This window comes from Streptomyces sp. NPDC043996 (assembly GCF_056435225.1).
The window spans coordinates 1-26412 of record NZ_JBWKEY010000021.1; the positions used below are offsets into that span (position 1 = coordinate 1).

The following is a 26412-nucleotide window of genomic DNA, read 5'->3' on the forward strand; positions in this document are numbered from 1 at the left end:
TGCACGAGTTCCCACTCGGCATCGGACAGTTCATGGCGGCGTATCACCACCCCATGATCCACAACCCAAGATCACTTTGACGACAGGGCCTAGGCCTTCCACTTCTCCCAGGACATGTTCCACCCGTTGTAGCCGTTGTCCGGGGCGATGATCTTGTCGTTGGAGTTCTTCACGACCACCACGTCGCCGATCATCGAGCGGTCGAAGAACCAGGCCGCGGAGACGTCCTTGTCGTAGCCGCCGCGCACGTCGCGCAGGCCGATGCAGCCGTGCGAGGCGTTGTAGTTGCCGAAGGCGCCGCCGCCCCAGTAGTTGCCGTGGATGAACGTGCCCGACGTGGACAGGCGCATCGCGTGCGGCACGTCCTTGATGTCGTACTCGCCTCCGTAGCCCACGGTCTCGCCGTTCATGCGGGTGACCTTGAGGCGCTCGCTGATGACCATCTGGCCGTTCCAGGTCTCGTACCCGGGCTTGCCGGTGGTGACCGGGATCTTCTTGATGACCTTGCCGTCACGCTTGACGGTCATCTGCTTGGTCTTGACGTCGACGACGGAGACCTGGCTGCGGCCGATCTCGAAGCGCAGGGTCTTGGCCTGCTTGCCGTAGACGCCCGGGCGGCCCTCGACACCGTCCAGGTTCAGCTTGACGGTGACCTTGGTGCCCGGCTTCCAGTACTTCTCGGGCCGGAAGTCGATGCGGTCGTTGCCGAACCAGTGGCCCTCGACCGGCACCGAGGGCTCGGTCTTGATGTCGATGGCCCGCTCGACGGCGTCCGGCGCCGTGATGCCGCGCGTGAAGCGCACCGAGAACGGCATGCCGACGCCGACCTTGGTGCCGTCCTCCGGCGTGAACTGGCCGACGAAGGTGTTCTTCGGCACCAGCGTCGTGAACGTCGAGTCCTTGGCGGCGACCCGGCCCTCGGAGTCCTTGGCGATCGCGTGGACCTGGTACTTGGTCCCGGCGGCCAGGTGCCGCTCGGGGGACCATTTCACGCCACCCGAGACGATCTTCCCGGGGACCGCGCGGCCCTTGGAGTCCTTGACCGTCACCTCGGTCAGCTTGCCCTTGGCGGCCGATATGCGCAGGGCCCCGCTCGTCGCGACGGCGTCCGCGTTGTCCTTGGGGGCGATGCTCACTACGGCCTGCGACGGCTTGTCGCTGTCCGCGCCGCCCTTGCCCTTGCCGCCGTCCCCGGAGTCGGAGCCGCCGCCGCACGCGGCCACGAGCAGCAGCGTCGCCCCCGACACCACCGCGGTCACTGTCCTGGCGCCCCGCCGCCGCCCGCGCTTTCGCGCGTGGGCCGACGCCCCCGATATCGGTCGCCCGTTCACGATGTATCTCCCCTCGCACGGCCCAGACAGGCCCGCACTCCAATGCCCCGTCGCGGCCGGGAATGACCACCGGGCTCGCGCACTGCGCTAGATAACCACACGGCCCGCACCGATGACTCCCCGCCAAATGTCACCGTTCAGTTCCAACTGCGACCTTGGTGCGGGCCGGTGGTGGCGTCAGCGGCTTGAACGCTCCCGCTTGTCCCCCTTGGTGGCCTTATGCACCTGCCCTGATTTCTTCCCGGTCTTCCATTCCTCCCAATCCATGTTCCAGCCTCCGAGGCCGTTGTCGGGAGCTACTTCCTCGTCACGGCTGTTGACGACCTCGACGACGTCACCGATGAGGCTGCGGTCGAAGAACCAGCCCGCGGGGGTGCTTGAGCTGCCGCCCTTCACATCGCGCAGGCCGACGCAGCCGTGGCTGACATTGCTGTTGCCGGGCGCGTTCGGGGCCCAGTAGTTGCCGTGCAGGAAGGTGCCGGAGGTCGTCAGGCGCATCGCGTGCGGCACGTCCGGGATGTCGTACTCCCCGCCGAAGCCGACCGTGCGGCTGTTCATGCGGGTCACCTCCAGCATCTCGGTGACGACCATCTTGCCGTTGTACGTGGTGGTCTTCGGGGCGCCCGCGGTGATCGGGATCGTGGAGATCAGCTCGCCGTCGCGGTGCACCCGCATGGTGTGCCTGGCTGCGTCCACCAGGCTCACCTGGCTGCGTCCCACGGTGAAGGAGAAGGACTTGTGCTGCAGGCCGTACACGCCGGGCGCGGCCTCCACGTCGCGCAGCCGCAGGGCGACGGTGACCTCGGTGCCGGGCTTCCAGTACCGCTCGGGGCGGAAGTCGACGCGGGTGGCGCCGAACCAGTGCGGGCGGACCTCCACGGCGGGCTTCGCCGTCACCTCGATGGCGCGCTGCACGGCGGCGCGGTCCTTGATCTCGCGGTTGAACTCCAGCGAGACGATCATGCCGGTGCCGACCGTGGCGCGGTTCTCCGGCGACACGTAGCCGATGAAGCGCTCGTCGGGCACGTACGTGGTGAACGTCGTGTGGCGCGCGGAGCGGCGGCCGTGGCCGTCGAGGGCGACGGCGTCCACCGTGTACTTGGCGGCGAGCGCCAGCTTCCCCCCGTTCGCGGGGCGCCAGCTCATGCCGTCAGGGGCGATCCGCCCCGGCACCTCGGACTCCCGGGCGTCCTGGGACCTGACCACCCGCACGGACTCCAGGCGCCCGTCCGGCACCTTCACCTCAAGGCGCTCCTCGGGCCGTACGCTCTTGTCGCCGTCGCCGGGGGTGACGCGGATCGCGTCGGCGGGCGAGCGGGGGGCGCCGAGGACCCCGTCGAGCGCCGTGCCGGAGCAGCCCGTGGCTCCCAGTGCCAGTCCTGTCCATGCCGCCACCGCGGTCAGCGCGGTCCGTGCGCGCCGAGCGCGCCTCGTTGCCTGTCTCACGTCGGTCCCAACGAGGGTGCCCCGCCCGGGGAAACGTGAGTGCGACGCGCCCGCTGGGCAGAACAGGGGGAAGGACGTCGTCTGGGGCGCCGCGGCCGGGACGCCGCGCGCCCCGAGCGCACGCGTCGACCGGGCCGAGCCGCGGGAGGCTGAGGGGTGTCGACCGAGCAGGAGGCAGTCAAGGGGGCGCGTGCCGTGAGCCGGGTCAGGCCCGCGGGAGCCGCCGACTACAACGGCGCGCGCGGCGGCCGGGTCCGCCCCGCGCCCACGCGCACGGTGTGGCCGGGGGCGCCGACGCCGCTCGGCGCCCGCTTCCGGGTGGGGCCCGACGGCGTGGCGGGCACCAACTTCGCGCTCTGGGCGGGCGGGGCGGGCGCCGTCGACCTGTGTCTGTTCGACGCGGACGGCGCCGAGACGCGCTGCCCGCTCACCGAGCTCACGCACGAGATCTGGCACGGCTTCGTGCCGGGGGTGCGGCCGGGGCAGCGGTACGGCTACCGGGTGCACGGCCGCTGGGACCCGTGGACCGGCGCCCGCTTCAACCCGGCGAAGCTGCTCCTCGACCCGTACGCGCGCGCGGTCGACGCCGGTCCCGGGCGTGACTACGGCGCGCTGCCGCCGGAGGTGTACGGCCACGTGCGGGACTGGCCGCAGCAGCACGTCGCGGACACCGTGCGCGACGACCGCGACTCGGCGCCGTACGTGCCCAAGGGCGTCGTCGTGCACGACGACGCGCCGGGCGACGAGTGGGCCGACGACCGCCGCCCGAAGACGCCGTGGGCGGACTCCGTCATCTACGAGCTCCACGTGCGCGGCTTCACCCGGCTGCACCCGGACGTGCCGGAGCCGCTGCGGGGCACCTACGCGGGCCTCGCGCACCCGGCGGCGGTCGACCACCTCGTACGCCTCGGCGTGACGGCCGTCGAGCTGCTCCCGGTGCACCAGTTCGCGCACGAGGACCATCTGCTGCGCCGGGGCCTGAGAAACTACTGGGGCTACAACTCCATCGGCTACTTCGCCCCGCACGCGGCGTACGCGGCGACGGGCACCGCGGGAGCGCAGGTCGGCGAGTTCCGGCGGATGGTGCGGGCGCTGCACGCGGCGGGCATCGAGGTGATCCTCGACGTCGTCTACAACCACACGGCGGAGGCCGGGGAGCGGGGCCCGACGCTGTCCTTGAAGGGCATCGACAACCACGGCTACTACCGCCTCCAGGCGGACGCGCGGCGGTACGCGGACTACACAGGGTGCGGCAACACGCTGCACGTCGTGCGGCCGCACGTGCTGCGGCTCATCACGGACTCGCTGCGCTACTGGGTGAGCGAGATGGGCGTGGACGGCTTCCGCTTCGATCTCGCGGCGGCGCTCGCCCGCTCCTTCCACGACGTCGACATGCTCTCGCCGTTCCTCGCGGTGATCGCCCAGGACCCGGTCCTGCGGCGCGTGAAGCTGATCGCCGAGCCCTGGGACGTCGGCTCGGGCGGCTATCAGGTGGGGGCGTTCCCGCCGCTGTGGACGGAGTGGAACGACCGCTACCGCGACGCGGTACGGGACTTCTGGCGGGGCGCCCTGCCGGACGTGCGGGACCTCGGCTACCGCCTGTCCGGGTCGAGCGACCTGTACGCGTGGGGCGGAAGGCGGCCGTACGCGTCGGTGAACTTCGTGACCGCCCACGACGGCTTCACGCTGCGCGACCTCGTCAGTTACGAGCGCAAGCACAACGAGGCCAACGGCGAGGGGAACAGGGACGGCTCCACCGACAACCGCTCCTTCAACTGCGGCACCGAGGGCGAGACGGACGACGCGGACGTCCGCGCCCTGCGGCGGCGGCAGCTGCGCAACCTGCTGACCACGCTCCTGCTGTCCACCGGCGTGCCGATGCTGGTCGCGGGCGACGAGATGGGGCGCACCCAAGGCGGCAACAACAACGCCTACTGCCAGGACAACGAGACCGGCTGGGTGGACTGGGGGCTGCGCGAGGCGCCGGGCTGGCGGGACCTGTTCGCCCTCACCTGCCGCCTGATCGGCCTGCGCCACGCGCATCCGGTGCTGCGGCGGCGCGCGTTCTTCTCCGGCCGGGCGCACTCGGCGGACGGGCTGCGGGACCTGGCGTGGTTCACCGCGCGGGGCACGGAGATGACGGAGTCCGACTGGTACGCGCCCGCGGCGACGCTCGGCATGTATCTGTCGGGGCGCGACATCCCGGGCCGGGACGCGCGCGGGGCGCCGGTGACGGACGACAGCTTCCTCGCGGTCCTGCACGCCGCCGACCGGGAGGCCGACTTCACCCTGCCGGGGCCGCCGTGGGCGTCGGCGTACGAGGTGGTGGTGGACACCGCGCGCGAGGAGCAGGGGGAGGCGCCGGGGACGCTGCTCGCGGCCGGGGCGGCGGTGCCGGTCGTGGCGCGGTCGGCGCTGCTGCTGCGGGCGGTGCCGGGGACGGCACCGGGGACGGCGTGACGGGTGGCGCCGGGCGGCGCCGGGAATTCAGGTACGTACCAAGGTATTGCCCAGGGACCGGTGGCCGACGAAGCTCACGGCATGGACCTGGAGTTGCGGCACCTGAAGACGATCCGGGCGATCGCCGACGCGGGCAGCCTGACCAAGGCCGCCACCGCGCTCGGGCTCGCGCAGCCCGCGCTCAGCGCCCAGCTGAAGCGGATCGAACGGACGCTGGGGGGCGAGCTGTTCGAGCGCGGCCGCTTCGGGGTCCGGCCCACCGCGCTCGGTGAGTTCGTCCTCGCGCGGGCGCGGATCGTGCTGCCCGCGGTCACCGGGCTCCAGGAGGAGGCGGAGCGGTTCACGCGCGCCTGGCGCGACCAGCGCGGGTTTCGGCTCGGCGGTACGCACGGGCCGCTGCTCGGCGGCCTCGTGGACCGGCTCGCCACCGCGCACCCCGACCAGTCCGTGTCGACGTACACCTCGTGGTCCGAGCGGGAGATCGCCGCGCAGGTGGCCTCCGGGCGCCTGGACTTCGCGCTCGTCGGCGTCTGCGGGGCGAGCGGGCCGCCGGAGCGGGAGCGGCTCGTGTGGCGGGAGGTCGCCCGGGACCCGGTGTTCGTCATGCTCGCCTCGGACCACCGGCTCGCCGGGGCCGACGAGATCGGCCTCGCGGACCTCGCGGACGAGGCGTGGACGGACGTGCCCGGGGACGGCTGCTTCGGGGACTGCTTCACCGCGGCGTGCGCGCGGGCCGGGTTCACGCCCTCGTCCGTGTACGAGACGGACACCGCGTCCTGCGTGCACCTGGTGCAGGTGGGGCGGGCGGTGGGGCTGTGCCGGGCGACGTTCCCGCCGACGGCCGGGGTGGTGACGCGGCCGCTTGCGGGGACGCCGCTGTACTGGCGGCATCTGCTGGGGTGGCATCCGGAGACGTACGCGCACGACACCGCGCCCGCGGTGTTCGCGCATGCGCGCGGGGTCCATGCGGAGGCTGCCGCCCGCAGTGACAGTTATGCGGCGTGGCTGGCCTCCCCTGGGGCGGCTGCCCTGCCGGGCGGGCCTCGGTCCCGGCCCCTGCCTTGACCCGCCTCCCCCGCTGCCCGCCTCCCCTTATCGGCGCTTCGCGCCTCGTCCTCAAACGCCGGACGGGCTGGAGCTGCTTGGTCGGGGGGCTGCCATAACACCGGTGTAGGGGGGTAACTGGCATCTCCTTTAAGGGCTGTTGACCCTTTTACGGTGTGGGCGACCGGAGAGTGAGCGGATCCGCTTCCCCGCTTATCGGATCCCTCTCTCCCCGATGACACCGAGGAGACCCCCATGCAGCGCAGACATGCCTCCCCGTTCCTCCACACGTGTAGTGAGCCCCGTCGCCTCGCGGCGGCGGGCGCCTCGTTCGTCGCCGCCGGTGCGCTCGTCCTCGCCGGGCTCTCCGGCACGGCGTCGGCCCAGAGCACCCCGTCCCCCGCCGCCTCCGCCTCCGAGACCGCCGCCGTCGCCAAGACCTCACCCCAGGTCCTGAAGGCGATGCAGCGCGACCTTGGCCTGACCCCCGCACAGGCCAAGGCGCGTCTGGTCAACGAGGCGGAGGCGGGCGCCGCCGCCGGCGCCCTGCGCAACGCTCTCGGCCGTGACTTCGCGGGCGCCTGGGTCCACGGCGCCACCTCGGGCACGCTCACGGTCGCCACCACGGACGCCCGGGACGTCGCCGCCATCACGGCGAAGGGCGCCAAGGCCAAGGTCGTGCGGCACTCCGTCGCCGCCCTCGACGCCGCCAAGGCCACCCTGGACCGGGCCGCCAAGAAGACGAAGACCCTCGACGCGCCCGTCTGGTACGTCGACGTCCGCACCAACGCGGTCGTCGTCAACGCCGTCAAGGCCTCGGCAGCCCAGAAGTTCGTCGCCGCCGCGGGCGTCGACCGCGCCCTGGTGCGGATCGCGAAGACCAGTGACCGGCCCAAGCAGCTGTACGACATCATCGGCGGCGAGGCCTACTACATGGGCAGCGGCGGCCGCTGCTCCGTCGGGTTCTCCGTGACGCAGGGCGCCACGCAGGGCTTCGCGACCGCCGGGCACTGCGGCCGCGCGGGCACCACCACGCGCGGCGCCAACCAGCAGGCCCAGGGCACGTTCCGGGCCTCGATCTTCCCGGGCAACGACATGGCGTGGGTGGCCACCAACGCCCAGTGGACGGCGACTCCCTACGTCAAGGGCCAGGGCGGCGCGCGCGTGGGCGTCGCGGGCTCCACGCAGTCCCCGGTGGGCGCCTCCATCTGCCGGTCCGGGTCGACCACCGGCTGGCACTGCGGCACGATCTCGCAGCACAACACGAGCGTCACCTACCCCGAGGGCACCATCCGCGGCGTGACCCGCACGACGGTGTGCGCCGAGCCCGGTGACTCCGGCGGCTCGTACATCTCCGGCAGCCAGGCGCAGGGCGTGACCTCCGGCGGCTCCGGCAACTGCCGCAGCGGCGGGACCACGTTCCACCAGCCGATCAACCCGCTGCTCCAGCAGTACCAGCTGACGCTGAAGACCACGGGCGGCGGCCAGGACCCGGGCCCCGGCCCGGGTGACCCGACCGGCAGCTGGGCCGAGGGCACCGTCTACGCGGCCGGTGACACGGTCACGTACGGCGGCGAGACCTTCACCTGCCTGCAGCCGCACCAGGCGCAGCCGGGGTGGGAGCCCCCGAACACGCCCGCGTTGTGGGAACGCGGGTAGGACCCAGGGCTGAAGGGGTCGCGCGCTGGGGGGTGCGCGGCCCCGGAGGACCGGATTCCGGACTTGGCTGGACCGCTACGGGGGGTCAGCCGAGGAGGCCGCGGCGGTAACCCTCCGAACACGGCCGCGGCCCGGTCCTCGACGTCCGCCGCCCCGCTCCGGGGCGGGACTGGGTCTTGACCGCGGCGTCGATGGTGCGCGACTCCCTGACGACGCCACGGTTCGACGTGCCCCTGGTGACGCGTGTGTGAGCACATCCCGTTCGCGGGTGCTCAACGACTCGTCGCCGGGGGCACGTACGCGTGGGCCTAGGACCAACGGAGGACCGCGGCCGGGTCGAAACTCAGTGGGCGGTGTCAGTGGTGAAACGTAGGCTCACCCCTGATGTCCACCTCACCTGAACCCGCCTCGCTCCCCGACGGCCGCTCCGCCGTCCGGACGCTCTCCCGGCTGTGGCCGTACGTGCGCCCCGTCCGAACGCGCTTGTTCAGCGCGGCGTTCGTCGCGATCGTCGCGTCCTGTACGGGCCTGGTCTTCCCCCTCGTCCTGAAGTGGATGGTGGACGGCCCGGTGGCCGAAGGGGACACGGGCGGGGTCTGGCTCGGGGCCCTGTGCCTGCTCCTTCTCGGCGTCGCGGAGGCCCTGCTCTTCGGCTTCCGGCGGTGGCTGGTGGCGCGGCCGCTCGCGGGCGTGGAGGCGGCGATGCGGGCGGACCTGTTCCGCCATCTCCAGCGGGTGCCGGTGGCGTTCCACGACCGCTGGGCCTCGGGCCAGCTGCTCTCGCGCGGCACGACGGACCTGATGCTGGTGCGCATGTTCCTGGCGTTCCCGCTGACGTTCCTGGTGGTGAACGGCGCGACGATCGTGGTGGGCGTGCTCATCATGCTCGCCCAGGACTGGACGCTCGGCCTGGTGCTGCTCGCCCCGGTGGTGCCGATGGTGGTCTTCCTCTCGTACTTCGAGGGGCGGTACGCGGCCGTGGCGCGGCGCGCGCAGGACCAGGTCGGCGATCTGACGACGGTCGTCGAGGAGAGCGTCCTCGGCATCCGGATCATCAAGGGCTTCGGGCGGCACCGCAGTCAGGCCCGCGCGTTCCGCGAGCTGTCCGGGCGGCTGCGGGGCACGGAGCTGGCCAAGGCGCGGCTGCTCGCCGCGATCTGGGGCGTGATCACGACGCTGCCAGAGGTGGCGATCGGCGGGGCGCTCGTCCTGGGCTCCGTGCGGGTGGCCGACGGCGATCTGTCGGCGGGCACGCTCGTGGCGTTCCTGTCCACGGCGCTCGCGCTGCGCTGGCCGGTGGAGTCGATCGGCTTCCTGCTCGCGATGAGCCAGGAGGCGGCGACGGCGACCGAGCGGTACTTCGAAGTCCTGGACGAGGAAGGGGAGTCGGACCCGGCGCCCGGCGCGGCCCCCGCCGCCCCGGCCGCGCGCGAGGGCGGGCTCCGCTTCGAGGGGGTCTCGTTCCGCTACCCCGACGCCCCCGACGACGAGCCTCCGGTCCTGGACCACATCGACCTGCACATAAGACCGGGCGAGACGATGGCCCTCGTCGGGGCCACCGGAAGCGGCAAGACCACCCTGACCGCGCTCGTGCCCCGGCTGCACGACGTGACGAAGGGCCGCATCACGCTGGACGGCGAGGACATCGCCGCCCTGCCCCGGGCACGGGTGCGCGAGCTGGTGGCCGTGGCCTTCGAGGAGCCCACGCTGTTCTCGGCGTCCGTGGGCGAGAACGTCCTCATGGGCGCGGGCGCCGGGAGCGCCGATCGCTCGGGGGACGCCGAGGACACCTCTCGCGCGGGGGCCGCCGAGGGCGCCGCTCGCGGGGCCGCCGACGACGCCGGGAAGGCGGCGCTCGACCGGGCCCTCGCCGTGGCCCAGGCGGAGTTCGTGCACCGGCTGCCGCAGGGGGCCGCGACGCAGGTCGGCGAGCAGGGCCTGAGCCTGTCCGGCGGGCAGCGGCAGCGCCTGGCGCTGGCCCGCGCCGTGGTGGGGCAGCCGAGGTTCCTCGTCCTCGACGACCCGCTTTCGGCGCTCGACGTGCACACCGAGGCCCTCGTGGAGGCCGCACTGCGGCGGGTCCTGAGCGACACCACGGCCCTGGTCGTGGCGCACCGCCCGTCCACGGTGCTCCTCGCGGACCGGGTCGCGCTGCTTTCCGAGGGGAAGATCGCGGCCGTGGGCACCCATCACGAACTGCTGCGGGACAACGCGGAGTACGCGTGGCTGATGTCTGGGGGTAGGGCGAAGTGAGCACGGTCAACACGGCCAAGGCGGCGCGGCCCGAGCGGCCGGACCCGGCGGCGGCAGGGGCGACGGCGGACACCACGGGCACCCACGGCGGGCCCGGCGGCGACGGGGGCGGCGCCTTCGACGGCGACGCCTTCGACAGCGACGCGCTGCCCGCGCCGCCCGGCGCCACCGGGCGGCTGCTGCGCTCGCTGCTCGCGCCCCGGCGCGCCCGCGTCACGCTCGCCGCGGTCCTGCTGCTGCTCCAGCAGGCCGTCGTGCAGGCGGGCCCGCTGCTCGTCGCGTACGCCATCGACCGGGCGGTGCCCGCGGTGCGCGCGGACGACTACGGCCCGCTGATCGCGGTGGGCGTCGGGTACGCGCTGTGCGCGGGGGCCGCGGGGGCGCTGCAGTACGCGTTCATCATCGCCTCGGCGCGGGTCAACCAGGACGTACTGCTCGACCTGCGCGGGCGGATCTTCCGGCACGCGCAGGCGCTGAGCGTGGACTTCCACGAGCGGTACACGTCCGGGCGGCTCATCTCGCGGTCCACCACGGACGTGGAGTCGCTGCGCGAACTGCTCAGCGAGGGTCTGCAGGAGCTGCTCACGGTCGTCCTGTCGTTCGTGTACATCTCGGCGATGCTGCTCTGGCTCGACGTCGGCCTCGGCGCGGTGGCGGTGGCGTCGTTCGTGCCGCTGTACCTGCTGATACGGCTGTACCAGCGGCGCGCGGGCCGGGTGTACCGCGTCCGCTCCACGGCCATCGCCGCCGTGATCGTGAAGTTCACGGAGACGATGAACGGCATCCGCCCGGTGCGGGCGTTCAGGCGCGAGCGGGCCAACGACGAGCAGTTCGACGTCCTGAACCACCTGCACGAGCGCACCAACGGCGACGCGCTCCTTGAGATGGCCCGGTACGTGGTCGGCTCGCGGCTCGTCGCGAACACCGCCGTCGCCGGGATCGTCCTGTGGGGCGCCCACCGCGTCGCGCGGGGCGACCTCGACCTGGGGGTGCTCGCGGCCTCCGTGCTGTTCCTGCGGCGGCTTTACGACCCGATCGACCGGCTCGGGATGTTCCTCAACTCCTACCAGTCGGCGGCGGCCTCCCTGGAGAAGATCGCGGGGCTCCTCGCGCAGACGCCGTCCGTGCCCGAGCCCGCACCCAAGGACGCCCGGCCGCTGCCCGCCCTCGCCTCCGAACACCCCGGGCGGACCGTGGACTTCCAGGGCGTGCGGTTCGCGTACCGCACCGGCGGCGAGGTCCTGCCGCGCTTCGACCTCACGCTGCCCGCCGGGCAGACGGTCGCCGTCGTCGGCTCCACGGGCGCGGGCAAGTCGACGCTCGCCAAGCTGCTCGCCCGGCTCTACGACCCCACCGAGGGGCGCGTCCTGCTGGACGGCGTCGACCTGCGCGAGCTCGCGGTCACCGAGCTGCGGCGCGGGGTGGTCATGGTCACGCAGGAGGCGTTCCTGTTCTCCGGCACGGTAGCGGAGAACATCGCGATCGGCCGCCCGGACGCCACCCGCGAGGAGATCGAGGCGGCCGCGAAGGCCATCGGCGCCCATGACTTCATCAGCGCCCTGCCCGACGGCTACGACACGGACGTCCGCAAGCGCGGCGGCCGCATCTCGGCCGGGCAGCGGCAGCTGGTCGCGTTCGCGCGGGCGCTGCTCGCCGACCCGGCCGTGCTGATCCTGGACGAGGCCACCAGCTCCCTGGACATCCCCGGGGAGCGGGCCGTGCAGCGCGCGATGGACACGGTCCTGCGCGGCCGCACGGCGGTGGTGATCGCCCACCGGCTCTCCACGGTGGAGATCGCCGACCGGGTCCTGGTCATGGAGCGCGGCCGCGTCGTCGAGGACGGCTCACCGGCCGAACTCATCGCGGGCACGGGCCCGTTCGCGGACCTGCACCGGGCGTGGCGGGACAGCCTGGTGGGCTGACCCGCCACGGGCGGGTGGACGTCAGCAGGTGCGGCCCGCGTAGTGGGCGCCCTGGATCTTGCTGGCCGAGCCAAGCCAGGTCCTGCCGGGGCCGACACACCGCTCGTAGTCGGGCGCGAAGGCGACCCTGACGTGGATGACCACGTTCGAGCCGTCCGCGGTGCAGTGGTTGTAGAAGGCGTCGGAGCCGGTCTCGTAGAAGCCGCACGGATCGGCGGCCGCGGGGCTCGCGGTGGCGGTCACCGCGCCCAGGGAGGCGAGGACGAGGGCGGCGGAACCAAGGGCGCTGGTGACCGTACGGCGCATGCGCAAGGGAACTCCTTCGAGCGGGGGGCGGTGCGGGCGTGGCGCGGGCTCGGACGAGCCGCTGCCCGGCGGCCGGTCGGCCGACCGGCCGCCTCAGGATCGCGGCGCCGCGCCCGGCAGTTGATCCACGTTCGCGCCCTTCACCCGGTGGATCGTTTCGCCAGTGCCCCGATCAGGTGAGCGCGGCGGCGTCCGTGCGGGCCGGCGCCGACCGCGCCGACCTGCGTCGATGCGCCGATGTGCCGATGTGCCGGGGCCCGGACGCGTGGAGCGGTGAGCGGGCGGACGCCGTGCGATCCGGACGAAGTGCGGGACAAGGGCGACGAGGAGGCCTCGCGCACCCGCTGACCGGGGTTCGCACCCGTGACGGCCGCACGCGTGAGCGCCCTTGAGGAGTGCGTGGGCCGCCCCCCGCCGCCGCCATGGCGGGCGAGCCCGCCCGAACGGTACGCGTCCTTCGCCGGGCACGGGCGACCCGCTCGTGGACCCGGCCGCCCAGGGAGGGTGAGACATATGCCGGGGCGAGTTTCCCTCCCCCCGTCTGAGGGGGGGCGGCGTCTCAACCACCCCCCGGCGTGCGGGCTTTGCGCCCGCATACCGGACGCCCGAACCCAGGCACCGGACGTTTTCCAGCCAAAGTACGCCAACTGAATGACATGTACCTGTCTCGAATGGCACTCTTCCCCTCACCAGTCGCACGGTCCACGCACCGGCGGCTCACGCACCACGTACTGCCCTGCTCAGCCCCGGACGGTCACCCGCCGCCCGGTTGCCCCCGGCCGCAACCCCGCGGCCCGCAGAAGGAGTCCGTGTTGAGCACATCCCCCACACCGCGCAGACGCTCCACCCGCAGGCGCGCCACCGCCGCCGCCGCGTTCCTCTCGGCCGCGGCCCTGGTCGGCGTCACCGTGCAGGCGACCACGGCCACGGCCGACCCGGGCGGCTCCGGCACGAAGGCGAACGCCGGGGTCGCGCCCGTGAAGCTGACGCCGTCGCAGCGCGCGGAGCTGCTCCGCGACGCCGACTCCGCCAAGGCGGCCACCGCCAGGGAACTGCGGCTCGGCGCCCAGGAGAAACTGGTCGTCCGCGACGTCATCAAGGACCGCGACGGCACCACGCACACCCGCTACGAGCGCACGTACGCGGGTCTGCCCGTGCTCGGCGGCGACCTGGTGGTCGCCACCGGCAAGTCGGGTGACGTACGGGACGTCAACCGCGCCTCCAAGGCGCGCCTCGCGGGCATCGACACGAGCGCCGACGTGACGGCCGCCGCCGCGAAGCGGCAGGCCCTGGGCGCGGCCAAGGCGGACGGCTCGAAGAAGCTGAAGGCCGAGCGGGCGCCCCGCAAGGTGATCTGGCTGGCCGACAGCAAGGGCGGCGCGCCGCGGCTCGCGTACGAGACGGTCGTCGGCGGCTTCCAGCAGGACGGCACGCCGAACGAGCTGCACGTGGTCACCGACGCCGCGACCGGCAAGAGGCTCGGCGAGTGGCAGGGCGTCCACCAGGGCACCGGAAACACGCAGTACAGCGGCCAGGTCCCGCTCACCACGCAGCAGTCGGGCTCGCAGTACACGCTGACCGACACCGCGCGCGGCAACCACCAGACGCGCAACCTCAACCGCGGCACGTCAGGATCGGGCACCCTCTTCAGCGGCCCGGACGACATCTGGGGCAACGGCCAGGCCTCCAACGCCGAGACCGCGGGCGCGGACGCCCACTACGGCGCGGCGCTGACCTGGGACTACTACAAGAACGTGCACGGCCGCAACGGCATCAGGAACGACGGCCGCGGCGCCACCTCGCGCGTGCACTACGGCAACAACTACGTGAACGCGTTCTGGCAGGACTCCTGCTTCTGCATGACGTACGGCGACGGCTCGGGGAACGCCAAGCCGCTGACGTCGATCGACGTGGCCGCGCACGAGATGACCCACGGCGTCACGGCCGCGACCGGCAACATGCAGTACAGCCGCGAGCCCGGCGGTCTGAACGAGGCGACCAGCGATATCTTCGCCGCCGCCGTCGAGTTCAACGCCAAGAACCCGAACGACGTGGGCGACTACCTGGTCGGCGAGAAGATCGACATCCGGGGCAACGGCACGCCGCTGCGCTACATGGACAAGCCGTCCAAGGACGGCCGTTCGCTCGACAACTGGAGCAGCAGCGCGGGCAACGTGGACGTGCACTACTCCTCGGGCATCGCCAACCACTTCTTCTACCTGCTGAGCGAAGGCAGCGGGAAGAAGGTCGTCAACGGCGTGTCGTACGACTCTCCGACGTATGACAACAAGCCCGTGACCGGAATCGGCATCGACAAGGCCGCGAAGATCTGGTTCCGGGCGCTCACCACGAAGTTCACGACGACCACCAACTACGCGGCGGCGCGCACCGGCACGCTGGCCGCGGCGAGCGAGCTCTACGGCGCCGGCAGCCCGGAGCACACCGCGGTCGCCAACGCCTGGGCCGCCGTGAACGTCGGCGCTCGCCCCTGAGCGACGGACGGCCGGTGAGCGGGTGACCGGCCGGTTCGCGGGCGCCGCTCCGGGGAGCCCGGTACCACCAACCCCCCGGAGCGGCCGCCCGGTTCACACGCTGTTCGCATGACGGACCCTGACCATCGGCCAACGGACATGATTTGGCCAACATTCAATCAAGGTCCTGACATGTACCTGGCTCAAATGGCACGCTGCTCACGCACGGCACACGAGTACACCCGCACAGCACCGACCGGCCCGGGTGGTCCCCCATGCCATCCGGGCCTCCCCACGAAGGAGCCTGCGTGACCCCCCACATAACGAAGAAGCGTTCCACCCTGGCCCTCGCCACCGCCGTGGCCGCGGGAGCGCTTCTCACCGCCGGACTGACCACCGGCGCCTCCGCACAGCCCGACCCGGCCGCCGCGCCCCAGCCCGCGGCCGCCCCGGCGAAGCTCTCCGCCGCGGCGCACGCCGGTCTCCTGAAGAGCGCCACGGCCGCGTCCGGTGCCACCGCCGACCGCATCGGCCTCGGCGCCAAGGAGAAGCTGGTCGTCAAGGACGTCATCAAGGACCGCGACGGCACCACCCACACGCGCTACGAGCGGACGTACGCGGGCCTGCCGGTCCTGGGCGGCGACCTCGTCGTCCACACCGCGAAGGACGGCTCGGTCCAGGGCGTCACCAAGGCCACCAAGGCCGCCCTGAAGGTGGCCTCGACCTCCGCCAAGCTCGCCCCGAAGGCCGTGGCCAAGTCGGCCCAGGCCACCGCGGCGACGTCCGGCGAGACCAAGAAGGCCGACGCCCGCGAGCCCCGCAAGGTCATCTGGGCCGCGCAGGGCAAGCCGGTCCTCGCCTTCGAGACCGTCGTCACCGGCGTGCAGAAGGACGGCACGCCGAGCGAGCTGCACGTCATCACGGACGCGGCCACCGGCAAGAAGCTCTACCAGTACCAGGCCGTCGAGAACGGCGTCGGCAACAGCCAGTACAGCGGCAAGGTCACGGTCGGCTCCGTCAAGAGCGGCAGCACCTACCAGCTGACCGACTCCGGGCGCGGCAACCACAAGACCCTCGACCTGAACCACGGCTCCAGCGGCGGCAAGCTCTACACCGACGCCGACGACGTCTGGGGCACCGGCAAGCCCGCCAACACCCAGACCGCCGCCGTCGACGCCGCCTACGGCGCCGGTCTGACCTGGGACTACTACAAGTCCGTGCACGGCCGCAGCGGCATCAAGGGCGACGGCAAGGGCGCCACGTCCCGCGTGCACTACGGCAACGCCTACGTCAACGCGTTCTGGCAGGACTCCTGCTTCTGCATGACGTACGGCGACGGCGAGGGCAATGCCAAGCCGCTCACCTCCATCGACGTGGCCGCCCACGAGATGACCCACGGCGTCACCTCGGCCACCGGCAACATGGAGTACAGCGGTGAGTCCGGCGGCCTGAACGAGGCCACCAGCGATATCTTCGCCGCCGCCGTCGAGTTCAACGCCAAGAACGGCTCCGACAAGGGCGACTACCTCGTCGGCGAGAAGATCGACATCAACGGCGACGGCACCCCGCTGCGCTACATGGACAAGCCCTCCAAGGACGGCTCGTCGCTCGACTACTGGAGCAGCAACGCCGGGAACGTGGACGTCCACTACTCCTCCGGCATCGCCAACCACTTCTTCTACCTGCTGAGCGAGGGCAGCGGAAAGAAGACGATCGACGGCGTGACGTACGACAGCCCGACCAAGGACGGCTCCAAGGTCACCGGCATCGGGCGCGACAAGGCCGCGAAGATCTGGTTCAAGGCCCTGACGACGTACTTCACCACCACGACGGACTACGCGCAGGCGCGCAAGGACACCGTCAAGGCTGCGGGTGACCTTTATGGGGCCAGCTCCGCGGAGGCCAAGGCCGTCGCTGCCGCGTGGACCGGCGTGAACGTCAAGTAATCGGGGCTCCTGCCCTCTTGAACCGGGCGGCATCCGGGGGTCTTCACCCCTGGGTGCCGCCCGTACCACGTGGTGGGCATGTGCGGGCATCGTTGTGGCTGGTCGCGCCCACGCGGCGGAGCCGCACATGTGCACAGCCCCGCGCCCCTACGGGGCGCGCCTCACCTACCTCATCAAGACCCCGGCCGCCTCCCCCGGTGTCTCCGAAGGCACCGTCACCAGGCCCAGTTCCGGGGCGGACGCCAGGAGGTGGTGGGCGGGCAGGACGCGGACGGTGTAGCCGAAGGGGCCGGTGCGGTCCAGGGACAGGGGGCCCTCGTAGAGGAGGCCCCCTTCGCCGTCCGGTGCGGCGGTGGGCTTCAGCGGCACCGGGGTCGCGTCCGTGATGTGGTCCTCGGGGTCGACGCGGCCCGCGACGGCCTGCACCTCGACGTCGTCGGGCGTCAGGTCCCCGAGCCGGACGCGCACCCGCAGCGCAAGGGTCGTGCCGAGCTCGGCGGTGGCGGCCGCCGTGCTCGCCGCGCTTTCCACGTGGTCGACCGCTACGCCCGGCCAGGCCGCCCGTACCCGGGACTTCCAGGCCGCGAGGTCGGCGGCCGACCGCGCGTCGAGCGTGCGGTGGGCGCGCGCGGCCGGGACGTACAGGCGCTCCACGTACTCCCGCACCATGCGTCCGGCCAGGACCTTCGGGCCGAGCCTGGTCAGGGTCCTGCGGACCATCTCGATCCACCGGTCGGGCAGGCCGCCGGGGCCGTGCTCGTAGAAGCGGGGGGCGACGCGCCGCTCAAGGAGGTCGTGCAGGGCGGCGGCCTCCAGGTCGTCGCGGCGGTGGTCGTCGGTGGCGGCGCCGTCGGCGGTGGGGATGGCCCAGCCGAAGTCAGGGTCGAACCATTCGTCCCACCAGCCGTCCAGGACCGACAGGTTGAGGCAGCCGTTGAGGGCGGCCTTCATGCCGGAGGTACCGCAGGCCTCCAGCGGGCGCAGCGGGTTGTTGAGCCACACGTCGCAGCCCGCGTACAGCGTCCGGGCCATCGCCATGCCGTAGTCCGGCAGGAACACGATCCGGTGCCGCACGCGCGGGTCGTCGGTGAAGCGCACCAGGTCCTGGATGAGCCGCTTGCCGCCGTCGTCGGCCGGGTGCGCCTTGCCCGCCACGACGATCTGCAGCGGCCGCTCGGGGTGCAGGAGCAGCTCCATGAGCCGGTCGCGGTCGCGCAGCATGAGCGTCAGGCGCTTGTACGCGGGCACGCGGCGGGCGAAGCCGACGGTGAGGACGTCCGGGTCGAGGACCTCGTCGATCCAGCCCAGTTCGGCGGTGGCCGCGCCGCGCTGGCGCCAGGAGAGGCGCAGCCGCCGCCGGACCTCGTCGACGAGCTGTCCGCGCAGCTCGCGGCGCAGCCGCCAGATGTCGCCGTCCGGGATGTCGGCGACGGCGTCCCAGCGCTCGGAGTCCCCGACGGACAGGGCCTGTTCGGTGCGCCGCTCGCCGATCTGGCGGGCGCCGAGCCGGATCACCTCGGGGGCCACCCAAGTGGGCGCGTGCACCCCGTTGGTGATGGAGCCGATGGGCACCTCCTCGGGGTCGAAGCCCGGCCACAGGCCCTGGAACATCTCCCTGCTGACCCGGCCGTGCAGCGTGGACACGCCGTTGGCGCCGCGCGCGAGCCGCAGCCCCATCACGGCCATGTTGAAGACGTTGGGCTCCCCGCCCGGGTAGGTCTCCATGCCCAGGCGCAGGATCACCTCGACGTCGATGTGCGGCAGTTCCGCGTCGGGGCCGAAGTGGCGGGCGACCAGCTCGCGGTCGAAGCGGTCGATCCCGGCGGGCACGGGGGTGTGGGTGGTGAAGACGGCGGCGCCGCGCACGGCCTCCAGGGCGGCGTCGAAGCCGATCCCGTCCCGCACGAGTTCATGGACGCGCTCCAGGCCGAGGAAGCCCGCGTGGCCCTCGTTGGTGTGGAAGACCTCGGGCTCCGGGTGGCCGGTCAGACGGCAGTACGTCCGTACGGCGCGGACGCCGCCGATGCCGAGCAGCATCTCCTGGAGCAGCCGGTGCTCGCTGCCGCCGCCGTAGAGCCGGTCGGTGACCTCGCGGGCGCCGGGGTCGTTCTCCTCGACGTCGGAGTCCAGGAGCAGCAGCGGGACGCGGCCGACCCGGGCCAGCCAGACGTGGGCGCGCAGCGCGCGGGCGCCGGGCAGGGCGATCCGCACCAGGGCGGGCGCGCCGTCCGGCTCGCGGAGCAGGGTCAGGGGCAGCTCGTTGGGGTCGAGCACGGGGTAGTGCTCCTGCTGCCAGCCGTCGCGGGTGAGGGACTGCCGGAAGTAGCCGTGCCGGTAGAGCAGGCCGACGCCGACGAGCGGGACGCCGAGGTCGCTGGCCGCCTTCAGGTGGTCGCCCGCGAGGATGCCGAGGCCGCCGGAGTACTGCGGCAGGGCGGCCGTGATGCCGAACTCGGGCGAGAAGTAGGCGATGGCGGCGGGCAGTTCGGCATCGCGGCCGCCCTGCTCCTGGTACCAGCGGGGTTCCGTGAGGTACGCGCGCAGGTCGTCGGCCGCCTGGGCGAGGCGGCGCGGGAAGTCCGCGTCGGCGGCGAGCGCGGCCAGGCGGGCGGGCGGCACGGAGCCGAGGAGGCGCACGGGGTCGCCGCCCGAGGCGTCCCACCGGTCGGGGTCGACGTCCCGGAAGAGGTCGCGGGTCCCCGCGTGCCAGGACCAGCGCAGATTGCGGGCGAGTTCGGCGAGCGGGGCGAGCGGGGACGGCAGGACGGGACGTACGGTGAAGCGGCGGATGGCTTTCACGGAAGGCACCCCTGTCGGAGGACGTACGTGTCGCGTCGACGGTAGGGCGTCGGCAGGGCCCGCCACCACGGGGCGTTCACGCCGCCGTGCGCGCGGCGACGGCGGGCCTGGGGGTCAGGGCGCGTACCCGGAGATCACCTTTCCGTCGACCGTCGTGAAGACGGCTCCGCCCGCGTAGAGCGGCTGGCCGAACCAGGCGAAGCCGGGCTTCGAGCCGCTGGCGTCGCCCCGGTCGACCCGCTTGGTGCGCAGGGTGTCGACGTCGCCGTCGAGGCGCAGGCCGCGCATCTCGAAGTCCCCGGTGGACAGCACCCGGTCGTCGGCGAGCGCGAGGGTGCTCAGGCCGGTCGGGGCGCCGTAGCGCCACAGGCGTCGGCCGGTGCGCCAGTCGTAGCCGCTCAGGTGGTGGTCGACGACGGCGTCCTGATCGGGGTTCCGGCTCGCCACGACGAGGACGCCCGCCGCGCCGACCACGGGCCGCGGCCCGGAGGGCTCCACTCCGGGGGCGAGGACGCGCCGGGTCCGCAGCGTCTCGGGGTCGAGGTCGCGCACGCCCGCGCGGCCGTCGCCCCAGCAGGCCACCGCGTCCGCGCCGCGCAGCATCAGCTGCCCGCAGGGGACGTCGGCCGTGCGCTCGACGGCGCCCGTCCGCGCGTCGAGGCGGACCACGGCGCCCTTCTCCAGGGCGGTGAACACCCGGCCGCCGTGCACGACCAGGGACGTGGACGTCTTCGGCAGCTCCTTGGAACGCCACAGCTGGCGGCCGTCGGCGGCGGAGCGGGCGCGGATGACGGTGGTGCCCGCCGAGTCGCCGGGGCCGGAGCCGCCGTAGCGGAGTTCGGCGACGTACACCACGCCCTTGGCGTACGCCATGGCGAGCGTGCCGGAGGTGCCGACGACGGCCTTGCGCCAGCGCTCGGCGCCGGTCGCCACGTCGACCTTGGTGACGCCGAGTTCGCTCGGTACGAAGACGGCACGGCCGTCGGCGGTGGCCTCGGGCGCGACCGTGTGCAGGCCGGTCAGGTTCCCCTCGGCGCCGGGGAAGCCGCGGGTGGTCCAGCGGTGGCGGCCGCTCGCCGCGTCGAAGGCGGCGGCCGCGCCCTTGCCGTCGCGGCACACCAGCGTGGCGGCGGCGAGGACGCAGCCGTCGCCCTGGTCGTCCAGGCCCTCCGGCCGGTTGGCGGTCCAGGGCTTCCAGCCCTGGGGGCGGGCTGCGGCGCGGGTGCCTTCGCGGCCGTGGTCGCCGCCGCGGAAGACATCGCCGTACGCGGTGACGACGCGCGGCCCGGAACCCTTCTGGCCGCCCTCGCCTCCAGAGGACCCCGTGTCGCTCGTGCCGCCGCCCTTGGGTCCGCCGTCGTCACCGTCGCCGCCCGGGAGGAGCACGGCGGTGAGGGTCACGGCGGCCGCGGCGAGCGCGGCGGCGGTGATCCAGGGCCAGTGGCGGCGCGGAGCAGGGCGGTCAGGGGCGGCGACTGGTGGCGCCGGGAGGCCCGGCGGCGGACCCGCCGCGCCGCCCGTCACCGTGTCCGCGCCCGCGAACTCCCGTGCGGCGACGGCCCGTTCGCACCGCTCCACGGCCTCGCGGTGCTCCGCGAACAGGGACAGGACCTCGGCGGGCCAGGGCACGGCCGCCGCGCCGCCCCCGAGGCGGGCCGCGAGCTCCGGTGCCGTGGGCCGGTCACCGGGCTCGGGCGCCAGACAGGCCGCGACGGTCTCGCGCAGGCCGCTCTCCCGGGGCACCCCTTCGAGGTCCGCGTCGCCGCGCGTGATGCGGAAGATGACGGCGGCGAGCTCCTCGTCGTCGAAGGGCCCGCGCCCGCTCGCCGCGTACGCGAGCACCGCGCCGAGCGCGAACACGTCGGAGGCGGGGACGACCGCGTGGCTGCCCAGGAGCTGTTCGGGCGCCATGAAGCCGGGCGTGCCCACGATCATGCCCGCGGTGGTGAGCGCGGTGGCGTCGAAGGCCTGCGCGATGCCGAAGTCGATGAGCTTGGGCCCGCCGGGGGTGAGCAGGACGTTGCCGGGCTTGAGGTCGCGGTGCAGGACCTGTTCCCGGTGGACGGCGGCGAGGGCGTCCGCGAGCCGGGCGCCGAGCGCGCGCACCGCGCCCGCGGGCAGCGGCCCGCACCGGCGCACGGCCTGGGACAGCGCGGGCCCGGCCACGTACTCCGTGGCCAGCCAGGGCACTTCGGCGTCCGCGTCGCCCGCGAGGAGCGCGGCGGTGCCGGTCCCGGAGACGGCGCGCGCCGCGGCGATCTCCCGGCGGAAGCGGACCCGGAACTCGTGGTCGATGTCGAGGTCGGCGCGGACCGTCTTCACGGCGACGAGCGGCGCGCCGGGAGCGGACCGCGCGAGGAACACCTCGCCCATGCCGCCCGCGCCGACGCGGGCGAGCAGCCGGTACGGGCCGACGTGCCGCGGCGGCCCGGTCAGCGGTTCGAGCACGGAGGTCTCCGGAAGTCGGGGCCGCGGGAGTGCGGGGCGGCCGGGAAGCGGAACGTGAGGGCGAGCGCGGGGCGTCAGGACGGGACGCGGACCGAGGCGACCGTCCCCTGGTCGTACACGATCGTGGCGACCCCGCCGAGCGGCAGGACCGTCGGCGGCCGCAGGTGGTCGGCGATGACGGTGCCGGGGTCGTCGCCCCGCTTCGGGGCCCGGTCGCCCGGCGCGCCCGGCACCCGCAGCGAACGGACCCCGCCGGACGCCGTCAGCGGCACCGTGCGCAGCGTGGTGTTGTCGGCGGTCAGCGCGCGGCCGCCGATGAGGAGCGGCGGCGAGGACACGGTCCGCTCGATCTGGTCGTCGACGACGCTGAGCGGCTCCTGGCGGGTGACGCGCCCGCTGCCCGTGTCGGCCACGAGGAGCCGGCGGCGCTGGACGTCGTAGGCGGCCGCGCTGCGGGCGCCGACCGCGCTGACGACGACGTCGGGCGGCACCGTCCCGTCCGCCTGGACCGGCGGTGCCTTCAGGCCGAACGACCCCTTGGCGTCCAGGGTCCGGGCGTCGAGCCGGGTCACCCGGGTCTGGGGGGCGTCGGTGGCGTCGCCGAAGCCGGAGGACCCGGTCAGCACGTGCGGGCACAGGATCTGCCCGCCGACGGCCATCACGGAGTGGCACTGCGTCTTGGCGTAGGGCTTGCCCACGCGCGCGCCGGTCCTGGCGTCGAGGGCGACCAGGCCCTCCTTGGCGTCGGTGTAGACCCGCCCGTGCCGGATGACCTCGGCGCCGTACTGGCCGTTCTGTTCGGCGCCCGCGAGGTCCTCGGTGCTCAGCGGCGCGGTCCAGCGGGGCGCGCCGCCCTTGACCGGGTACGCGAGGAGCTCCGCGCCGCGGACCCCGCCGTTGCCCTCGGGCTTGGCCTCGGCGGCGACGAGCAGCAGGTCGTCGCCGAGCAGGGCGCGGGTGAAGTACCGGCCCGCGGGCGGGTTCGCGGACCAGCGCACGGCGCCGCTCGCGGAGTCGCGGACCTGGAGGCGGCCCTGGTGCGCGATGACGGCGGTGCCGCCGCGCACGACCGGCGCCTGTGCGTCGCCGGGCATGAAGAGCTTCCCGGACGGGCTGATGTAGGCCTCTCCCCCGGTGCCGCCGTCGGTGCCCGTCCGGCCGTCGGACATCCACAGGCGCTTGCCGTCGGCGGCGCCGAGCGCCTCGTACACGCCGTTGGTCAGCAGGCATACGACCGCGCGGGTGTCGGCGGCGCAGTTCATGGGCGCGTGGCTGAAGGAGCCGCGCCAGGGCTTCCAGCCCTTGGGGCGCTGGGCGGGGAGCTGGGGGACGACGCCGCTGCGGTCGTCGGTGCCGCTCTTGTCGACGCCCGCGGCGGCGATGAGCTGGGCGGGTGCGACGCCGCCCGCTCCTGCGCCGCCACCCCCTCGGCCGCCTTCGCCGCCGTCGCCGCCGTCGCCCGACTCCGGGCCGAACAGGGCGAGGAGGGCGCCCGCCGCCCCTCCGGCCACGGCGACGGCGGCGATGACGGCGAGGGTGGCGCGGCGACGACGGCGGGGCGGCCCGGGGACAGCTGTGGCGGCTGTGCTGGCCGCGGCGGCCGTGGCGCCAGTGCTCGCGGCGGGCCGCGCGCCCATCGTCGGCAGGTCGTGGGCCGACGCGGGCGCCGTGCCCGGCGCGGTGGGCGTGTTGAGCGCGGTCGGCGTCCACGTGGGCGTGGGCTCCTGGCCCGGCGGCGCCGCGGGCGGCGCGGGCAGCGGAAGGAGCGGCCGCCCGGCGGCGCACAGCTGCTCCACGTCGCGCCGGATGGAGCCGATGGCCTCCAGGACGGGCGCGGGCCACACGAAGCCGGGTCCTTCGCCAAGGGCCGCCAACTCCTCGGCGAGGACCTCCGGTTCGGGGCGCTCGGCCGCGTCCGCGACCAGGCAGGCCCCGAGCACCTCGCGCAGCCCGTCCGGCACGCCGTCCAGGTCGGCCTCGGCGCGGGACACCCGGTACAGGACGGCGGCCACGGGGCCGTCCCCGAACGGGTCGCGGCCCGCCGCCGCGTACCCGAGCACGGAGGCGAGGCAGAAGACGTCGGACCCCGCCACGACGTGCCGTCCGCCCGCGACGTGCTCGGGCGACATGAACCCGGGGGTGCCGACGAGCAGCCCGGTGGAGGTCATCGTGGTGGCGCCGGGGGTCCGCGCGACGCCGAAGTCGATGAGCTTGGGGCCTTCGGGGCCGATGAGGACGTTGGCGGGCTTCAGGTCGCGGTGCAGGGCACCGGCGGCGTGCACGGCGGCGAGCGCCCGCGCCAGGGCGGCGCCGAGCGCGGCGACGCCCGCGGCGGGCAGCGGCCCGTGCCGCCGCACGGCCGCGGCGAGCGTGGGCCCGGGCACGTACTCGGTGGCGAGCCAGGGCTGTTCGGCGTCGGCGTCACCGGCGACGAGCCGCGCGACGTGCGGGTGGCCGACGGAGCGGGCGACGGCGATCTCGCGGCGGAAGCGGGCGCGGAACGCGGGCTCGCCCGCGACCTCCCGCCGGACGGCCTTGACGGCGACGAGCCCCTCCGGGTCGTACGGGCCCGCCGGTGCCCCCGCCGGGCGCTCCGGCACGGCCAGGAAGACCTCGCCCATGCCGCCCGCGCCGAGGCGCGCGACCGTCTCGTACGGACCGATCCGGCGCGGGGACGCGTCCCTCAACTGACCGATCATCCCGCCCCGTCCCCCCTTGTTTACCTGTTTACCTGTTCACCCGTGCGCCGCCGTCCCGTCGAGCGCCCCGGCAGATTACTCGCTCCACCCGGGCCACGGCAGCTCATGGGCCGTGCCGCCACCGGTCCCGCCCGGCGGACGGCGGCTTTCCGGTGGGGCGGGGCGGGTATCGCCACCGTGTGCATCCCCTGTGGCGGACCCTGATGCGGCTGCTCGGCCGGGGCCGGTTCCCCGACGGGCTGCGCCGACAGCTCCTCGACGAGGGCCTGTTGGTCCTCGCCGAGGAGCTGCCGGGCAGCATGTCGTCACCGCCGCGATCGCGGTCACCCAGCGGCGCACGCTGGACGCGGCGCGCGTCGGGGAGCTGCTCCCGCGGGCCTGAGGCCTCAGGCCCGCGGGCCCTTAGGCCCCGCCGTCTTCGCGGTCCTGCGGGTACCAGCGCAGTTCCACGGTGTTGCCGTCGGGGTCCTGGACGTAGACCGACTGGGCGCTGCCGCGCGCGCCGAAGCGCGGGACGGGGCCTTCGAGGACCGTGAACGCGCCGGAGTCGATGACCTCCTGCCAGTCCAGGGGGTCCACGACCAGACAGATGTGGTCGACGTTGGACTCGCCGCGCTCTCTCGCGACCAGGTCGATGATGGTCACCGGGTTCACTCTGGCCGACGGGAACCCGACCTTCTTCGCGCGCCACTCGTCGACGCGCACGGGTTCGAGGCCGAGCGTGCCGCAGTAGAACTCCAGGGAGCGCTCGACGTCCTGGACGTTGAGCACCAGGTGGTCGAAGTCCTTGACGCGGACGAGGCTCGGCTTCGCGGTTTCGGTCATCGGGGTGTCCTCCTCGGGTACGGAATCCTTGGCTACGGATTCCTCGGGTACGGATGCGGGCGGGCCTGCCGGACCGGGCGGAAACGGCACCTCGGCCAGGACCGGCACCAGCCATGACTCTTCATGATCCAGGTGAGCGGTCAAACGCTGCGACAGGTTTTCGAATTCCGTGCGGAACCGGTCGGCTTCGGTGAGGTCGATCTCGCCGAGGAGATCGAGGACGCCCTGCTTGAGGCGGGCCACCTCGCGGTGCTCCTCGCTGAGGCGGGCGAGGTGCTCACGCAGGTGGGGGTGGTGGGCGGCGACGCCGGGGAAGACGTGCTCGTCCTCGCCGGTGTGGTGGAAGGTGAGCGCGTCGCAGAACTCCAGGCAGCGCTGGCGGATCTGCAGGCCGAGGCCGGGCGCGGGCGGCGCGCCGGGACCCTGGTGGGCGGCGCGCGCGGCGAGATGGGCGTCGGCCTCGGCCCGGATGTGACCGAGCTGCTCGCGCAGCCAGTCGTGGACCTCAAGGAGCTTGTCGGCGAGCGTACGGATCTCGCGGGGCGCCTGCGGGGACGCGGGTGTGGGCGTGGTCGTGGGCATGCGGAAGGGAACTCCAGACAGGTGGCGCGGACGCGCGCGGGCGCGAGCGCGGTGAAGGCGAGGGAGAGTGCGTCCCGGAGCTTCGTCACGGGGCGGGACGCGGGGTCGCGGCTACGTCAGACGACGAGGCGACGCGCGCGTCGGTGTGAACGCAAGGTCATGTCCCTTGGTGAAGGTGCTCGCCCGGTCGAAGGCCCGCCCACTGCTCTTTGGCCCAAGCC

General features: G+C 73.7%; 14 protein-coding genes and 1 pseudogene. 7 read left to right on the top strand and 8 right to left on the bottom strand.

Annotation, left to right across the window (positions count from 1 at the left end; all coding sequences use genetic code 11):
* Positions 1 to 89: 89 nt before the first annotated feature.
* Together AC07A4_RS38580 and AC07A4_RS38585 are read right to left on the bottom strand one after the other, a co-directional pair.
* Entirely contained in the window at positions 90 to 1331 is a 1242-nt protein-coding gene (locus tag AC07A4_RS38580; protein WP_478608500.1) for a L,D-transpeptidase, read from the bottom strand.
* A 177-nt stretch (positions 1332 to 1508) separates the two neighbouring features.
* Entirely contained in the window at positions 1509 to 2777 is a 1269-nt protein-coding gene (locus AC07A4_RS38585) for a L,D-transpeptidase (RefSeq protein ID WP_478608503.1), read from the bottom strand.
* 156 nt (positions 2778 to 2933) lie between these two features.
* Here AC07A4_RS38585 and glgX point away from each other — a divergent pair, with 156 nt between their 5' ends.
* The 5 genes from glgX to AC07A4_RS38610 all read left to right on the top strand — a co-directional run bounded on the left by glgX (position 2934) and on the right by AC07A4_RS38610 (position 12115).
* Positions 2934 to 5237, top strand: a complete 2304-nt coding sequence (glgX, locus tag AC07A4_RS38590; protein WP_478608506.1) for a glycogen debranching protein GlgX — start codon at positions 2934 to 2936, stop codon at positions 5235 to 5237.
* An 81-nt stretch (positions 5238 to 5318) separates the two neighbouring features.
* On the top strand, positions 5319 to 6302 hold the full coding sequence (locus AC07A4_RS38595) for a LysR family transcriptional regulator (RefSeq protein WP_478608729.1): 984 nt from the start codon (positions 5319 to 5321) through the stop codon (positions 6300 to 6302).
* A 234-nt stretch (positions 6303 to 6536) separates the two neighbouring features.
* The gene (locus tag AC07A4_RS38600) at positions 6537 to 7940 is read left to right on the top strand and encodes a carbohydrate-binding protein (RefSeq protein WP_478608509.1); all 1404 of its coding nucleotides are present in this window, start codon (positions 6537 to 6539) and stop codon (positions 7938 to 7940) included.
* A 384-nt stretch (positions 7941 to 8324) separates the two neighbouring features.
* Complete coding sequence (locus AC07A4_RS38605) at positions 8325 to 10193, top strand: ABC transporter ATP-binding protein (RefSeq protein WP_478608512.1); 1869 nt, start codon at positions 8325 to 8327, stop codon at positions 10191 to 10193.
* Positions 10190 to 12115: an ABC transporter ATP-binding protein gene (locus AC07A4_RS38610; RefSeq protein ID WP_478608515.1), complete on the top strand. Its 1926-nt coding sequence runs from the start codon at positions 10190 to 10192 to the stop codon at positions 12113 to 12115. The genes AC07A4_RS38605 and AC07A4_RS38610 overlap by 4 nt, the downstream gene beginning before the upstream one ends.
* Before the next feature lie 21 nt (positions 12116 to 12136).
* Here AC07A4_RS38610 and AC07A4_RS38615 read toward each other — a convergent pair whose 3' ends face one another.
* Positions 12137 to 12421 (bottom strand): DUF6355 family natural product biosynthesis protein, encoded by a 285-nt coding sequence (locus AC07A4_RS38615; RefSeq protein ID WP_478608518.1) that lies wholly within the window; start codon positions 12419 to 12421, stop codon positions 12137 to 12139.
* 812 nt (positions 12422 to 13233) lie between these two features.
* Here AC07A4_RS38615 and AC07A4_RS38620 point away from each other — a divergent pair.
* Positions 13234 to 14913 carry a M4 family metallopeptidase gene (locus AC07A4_RS38620; RefSeq protein WP_478608521.1) on the top strand — a complete coding sequence of 560 codons (1680 nt, stop codon included), beginning with the start codon at positions 13234 to 13236 and terminating at the stop codon, positions 14911 to 14913.
* 254 nt (positions 14914 to 15167) lie between these two features.
* A complete protein-coding gene (locus AC07A4_RS38625; protein WP_478608524.1) occupies positions 15168 to 16838 on the top strand; it encodes a M4 family metallopeptidase in 1671 nt (556 codons plus the stop codon).
* 165 nt (positions 16839 to 17003) lie between these two features.
* Here the strand turns inward: AC07A4_RS38625 and glgP are convergent, their stop codons facing one another.
* The 5 genes and pseudogenes from glgP to AC07A4_RS38650 all read right to left on the bottom strand — a co-directional run.
* Positions 17004 to 19637: an alpha-glucan family phosphorylase gene (glgP, locus tag AC07A4_RS38630; RefSeq protein WP_478608527.1), complete on the bottom strand. Its 2634-nt coding sequence runs from the start codon at positions 19635 to 19637 to the stop codon at positions 17004 to 17006.
* A 114-nt stretch (positions 19638 to 19751) separates the two neighbouring features.
* A complete protein-coding gene (locus AC07A4_RS38635; RefSeq protein ID WP_478608530.1) occupies positions 19752 to 22085 on the bottom strand; it encodes a protein kinase domain-containing protein in 2334 nt (777 codons plus the stop codon).
* A gap of 74 nt (positions 22086 to 22159) precedes the next feature.
* Positions 22160 to 24772: a serine/threonine-protein kinase gene (locus tag AC07A4_RS38640; protein WP_478608533.1), complete on the bottom strand. Its 2613-nt coding sequence runs from the start codon at positions 24770 to 24772 to the stop codon at positions 22160 to 22162.
* Positions 24773 to 25186: 414 nt separating this feature from the next.
* On the bottom strand, positions 25187 to 25609 hold the full coding sequence (locus tag AC07A4_RS38645) for a VOC family protein (RefSeq protein WP_478608732.1): 423 nt from the start codon (positions 25607 to 25609) through the stop codon (positions 25187 to 25189).
* A gap of 108 nt (positions 25610 to 25717) precedes the next feature.
* Positions 25718 to 26191: pseudogene (locus AC07A4_RS38650) on the bottom strand (hemerythrin domain-containing protein); the annotation flags it as partial.
* Positions 26192 to 26412: the final 221 nt, after the last annotated feature.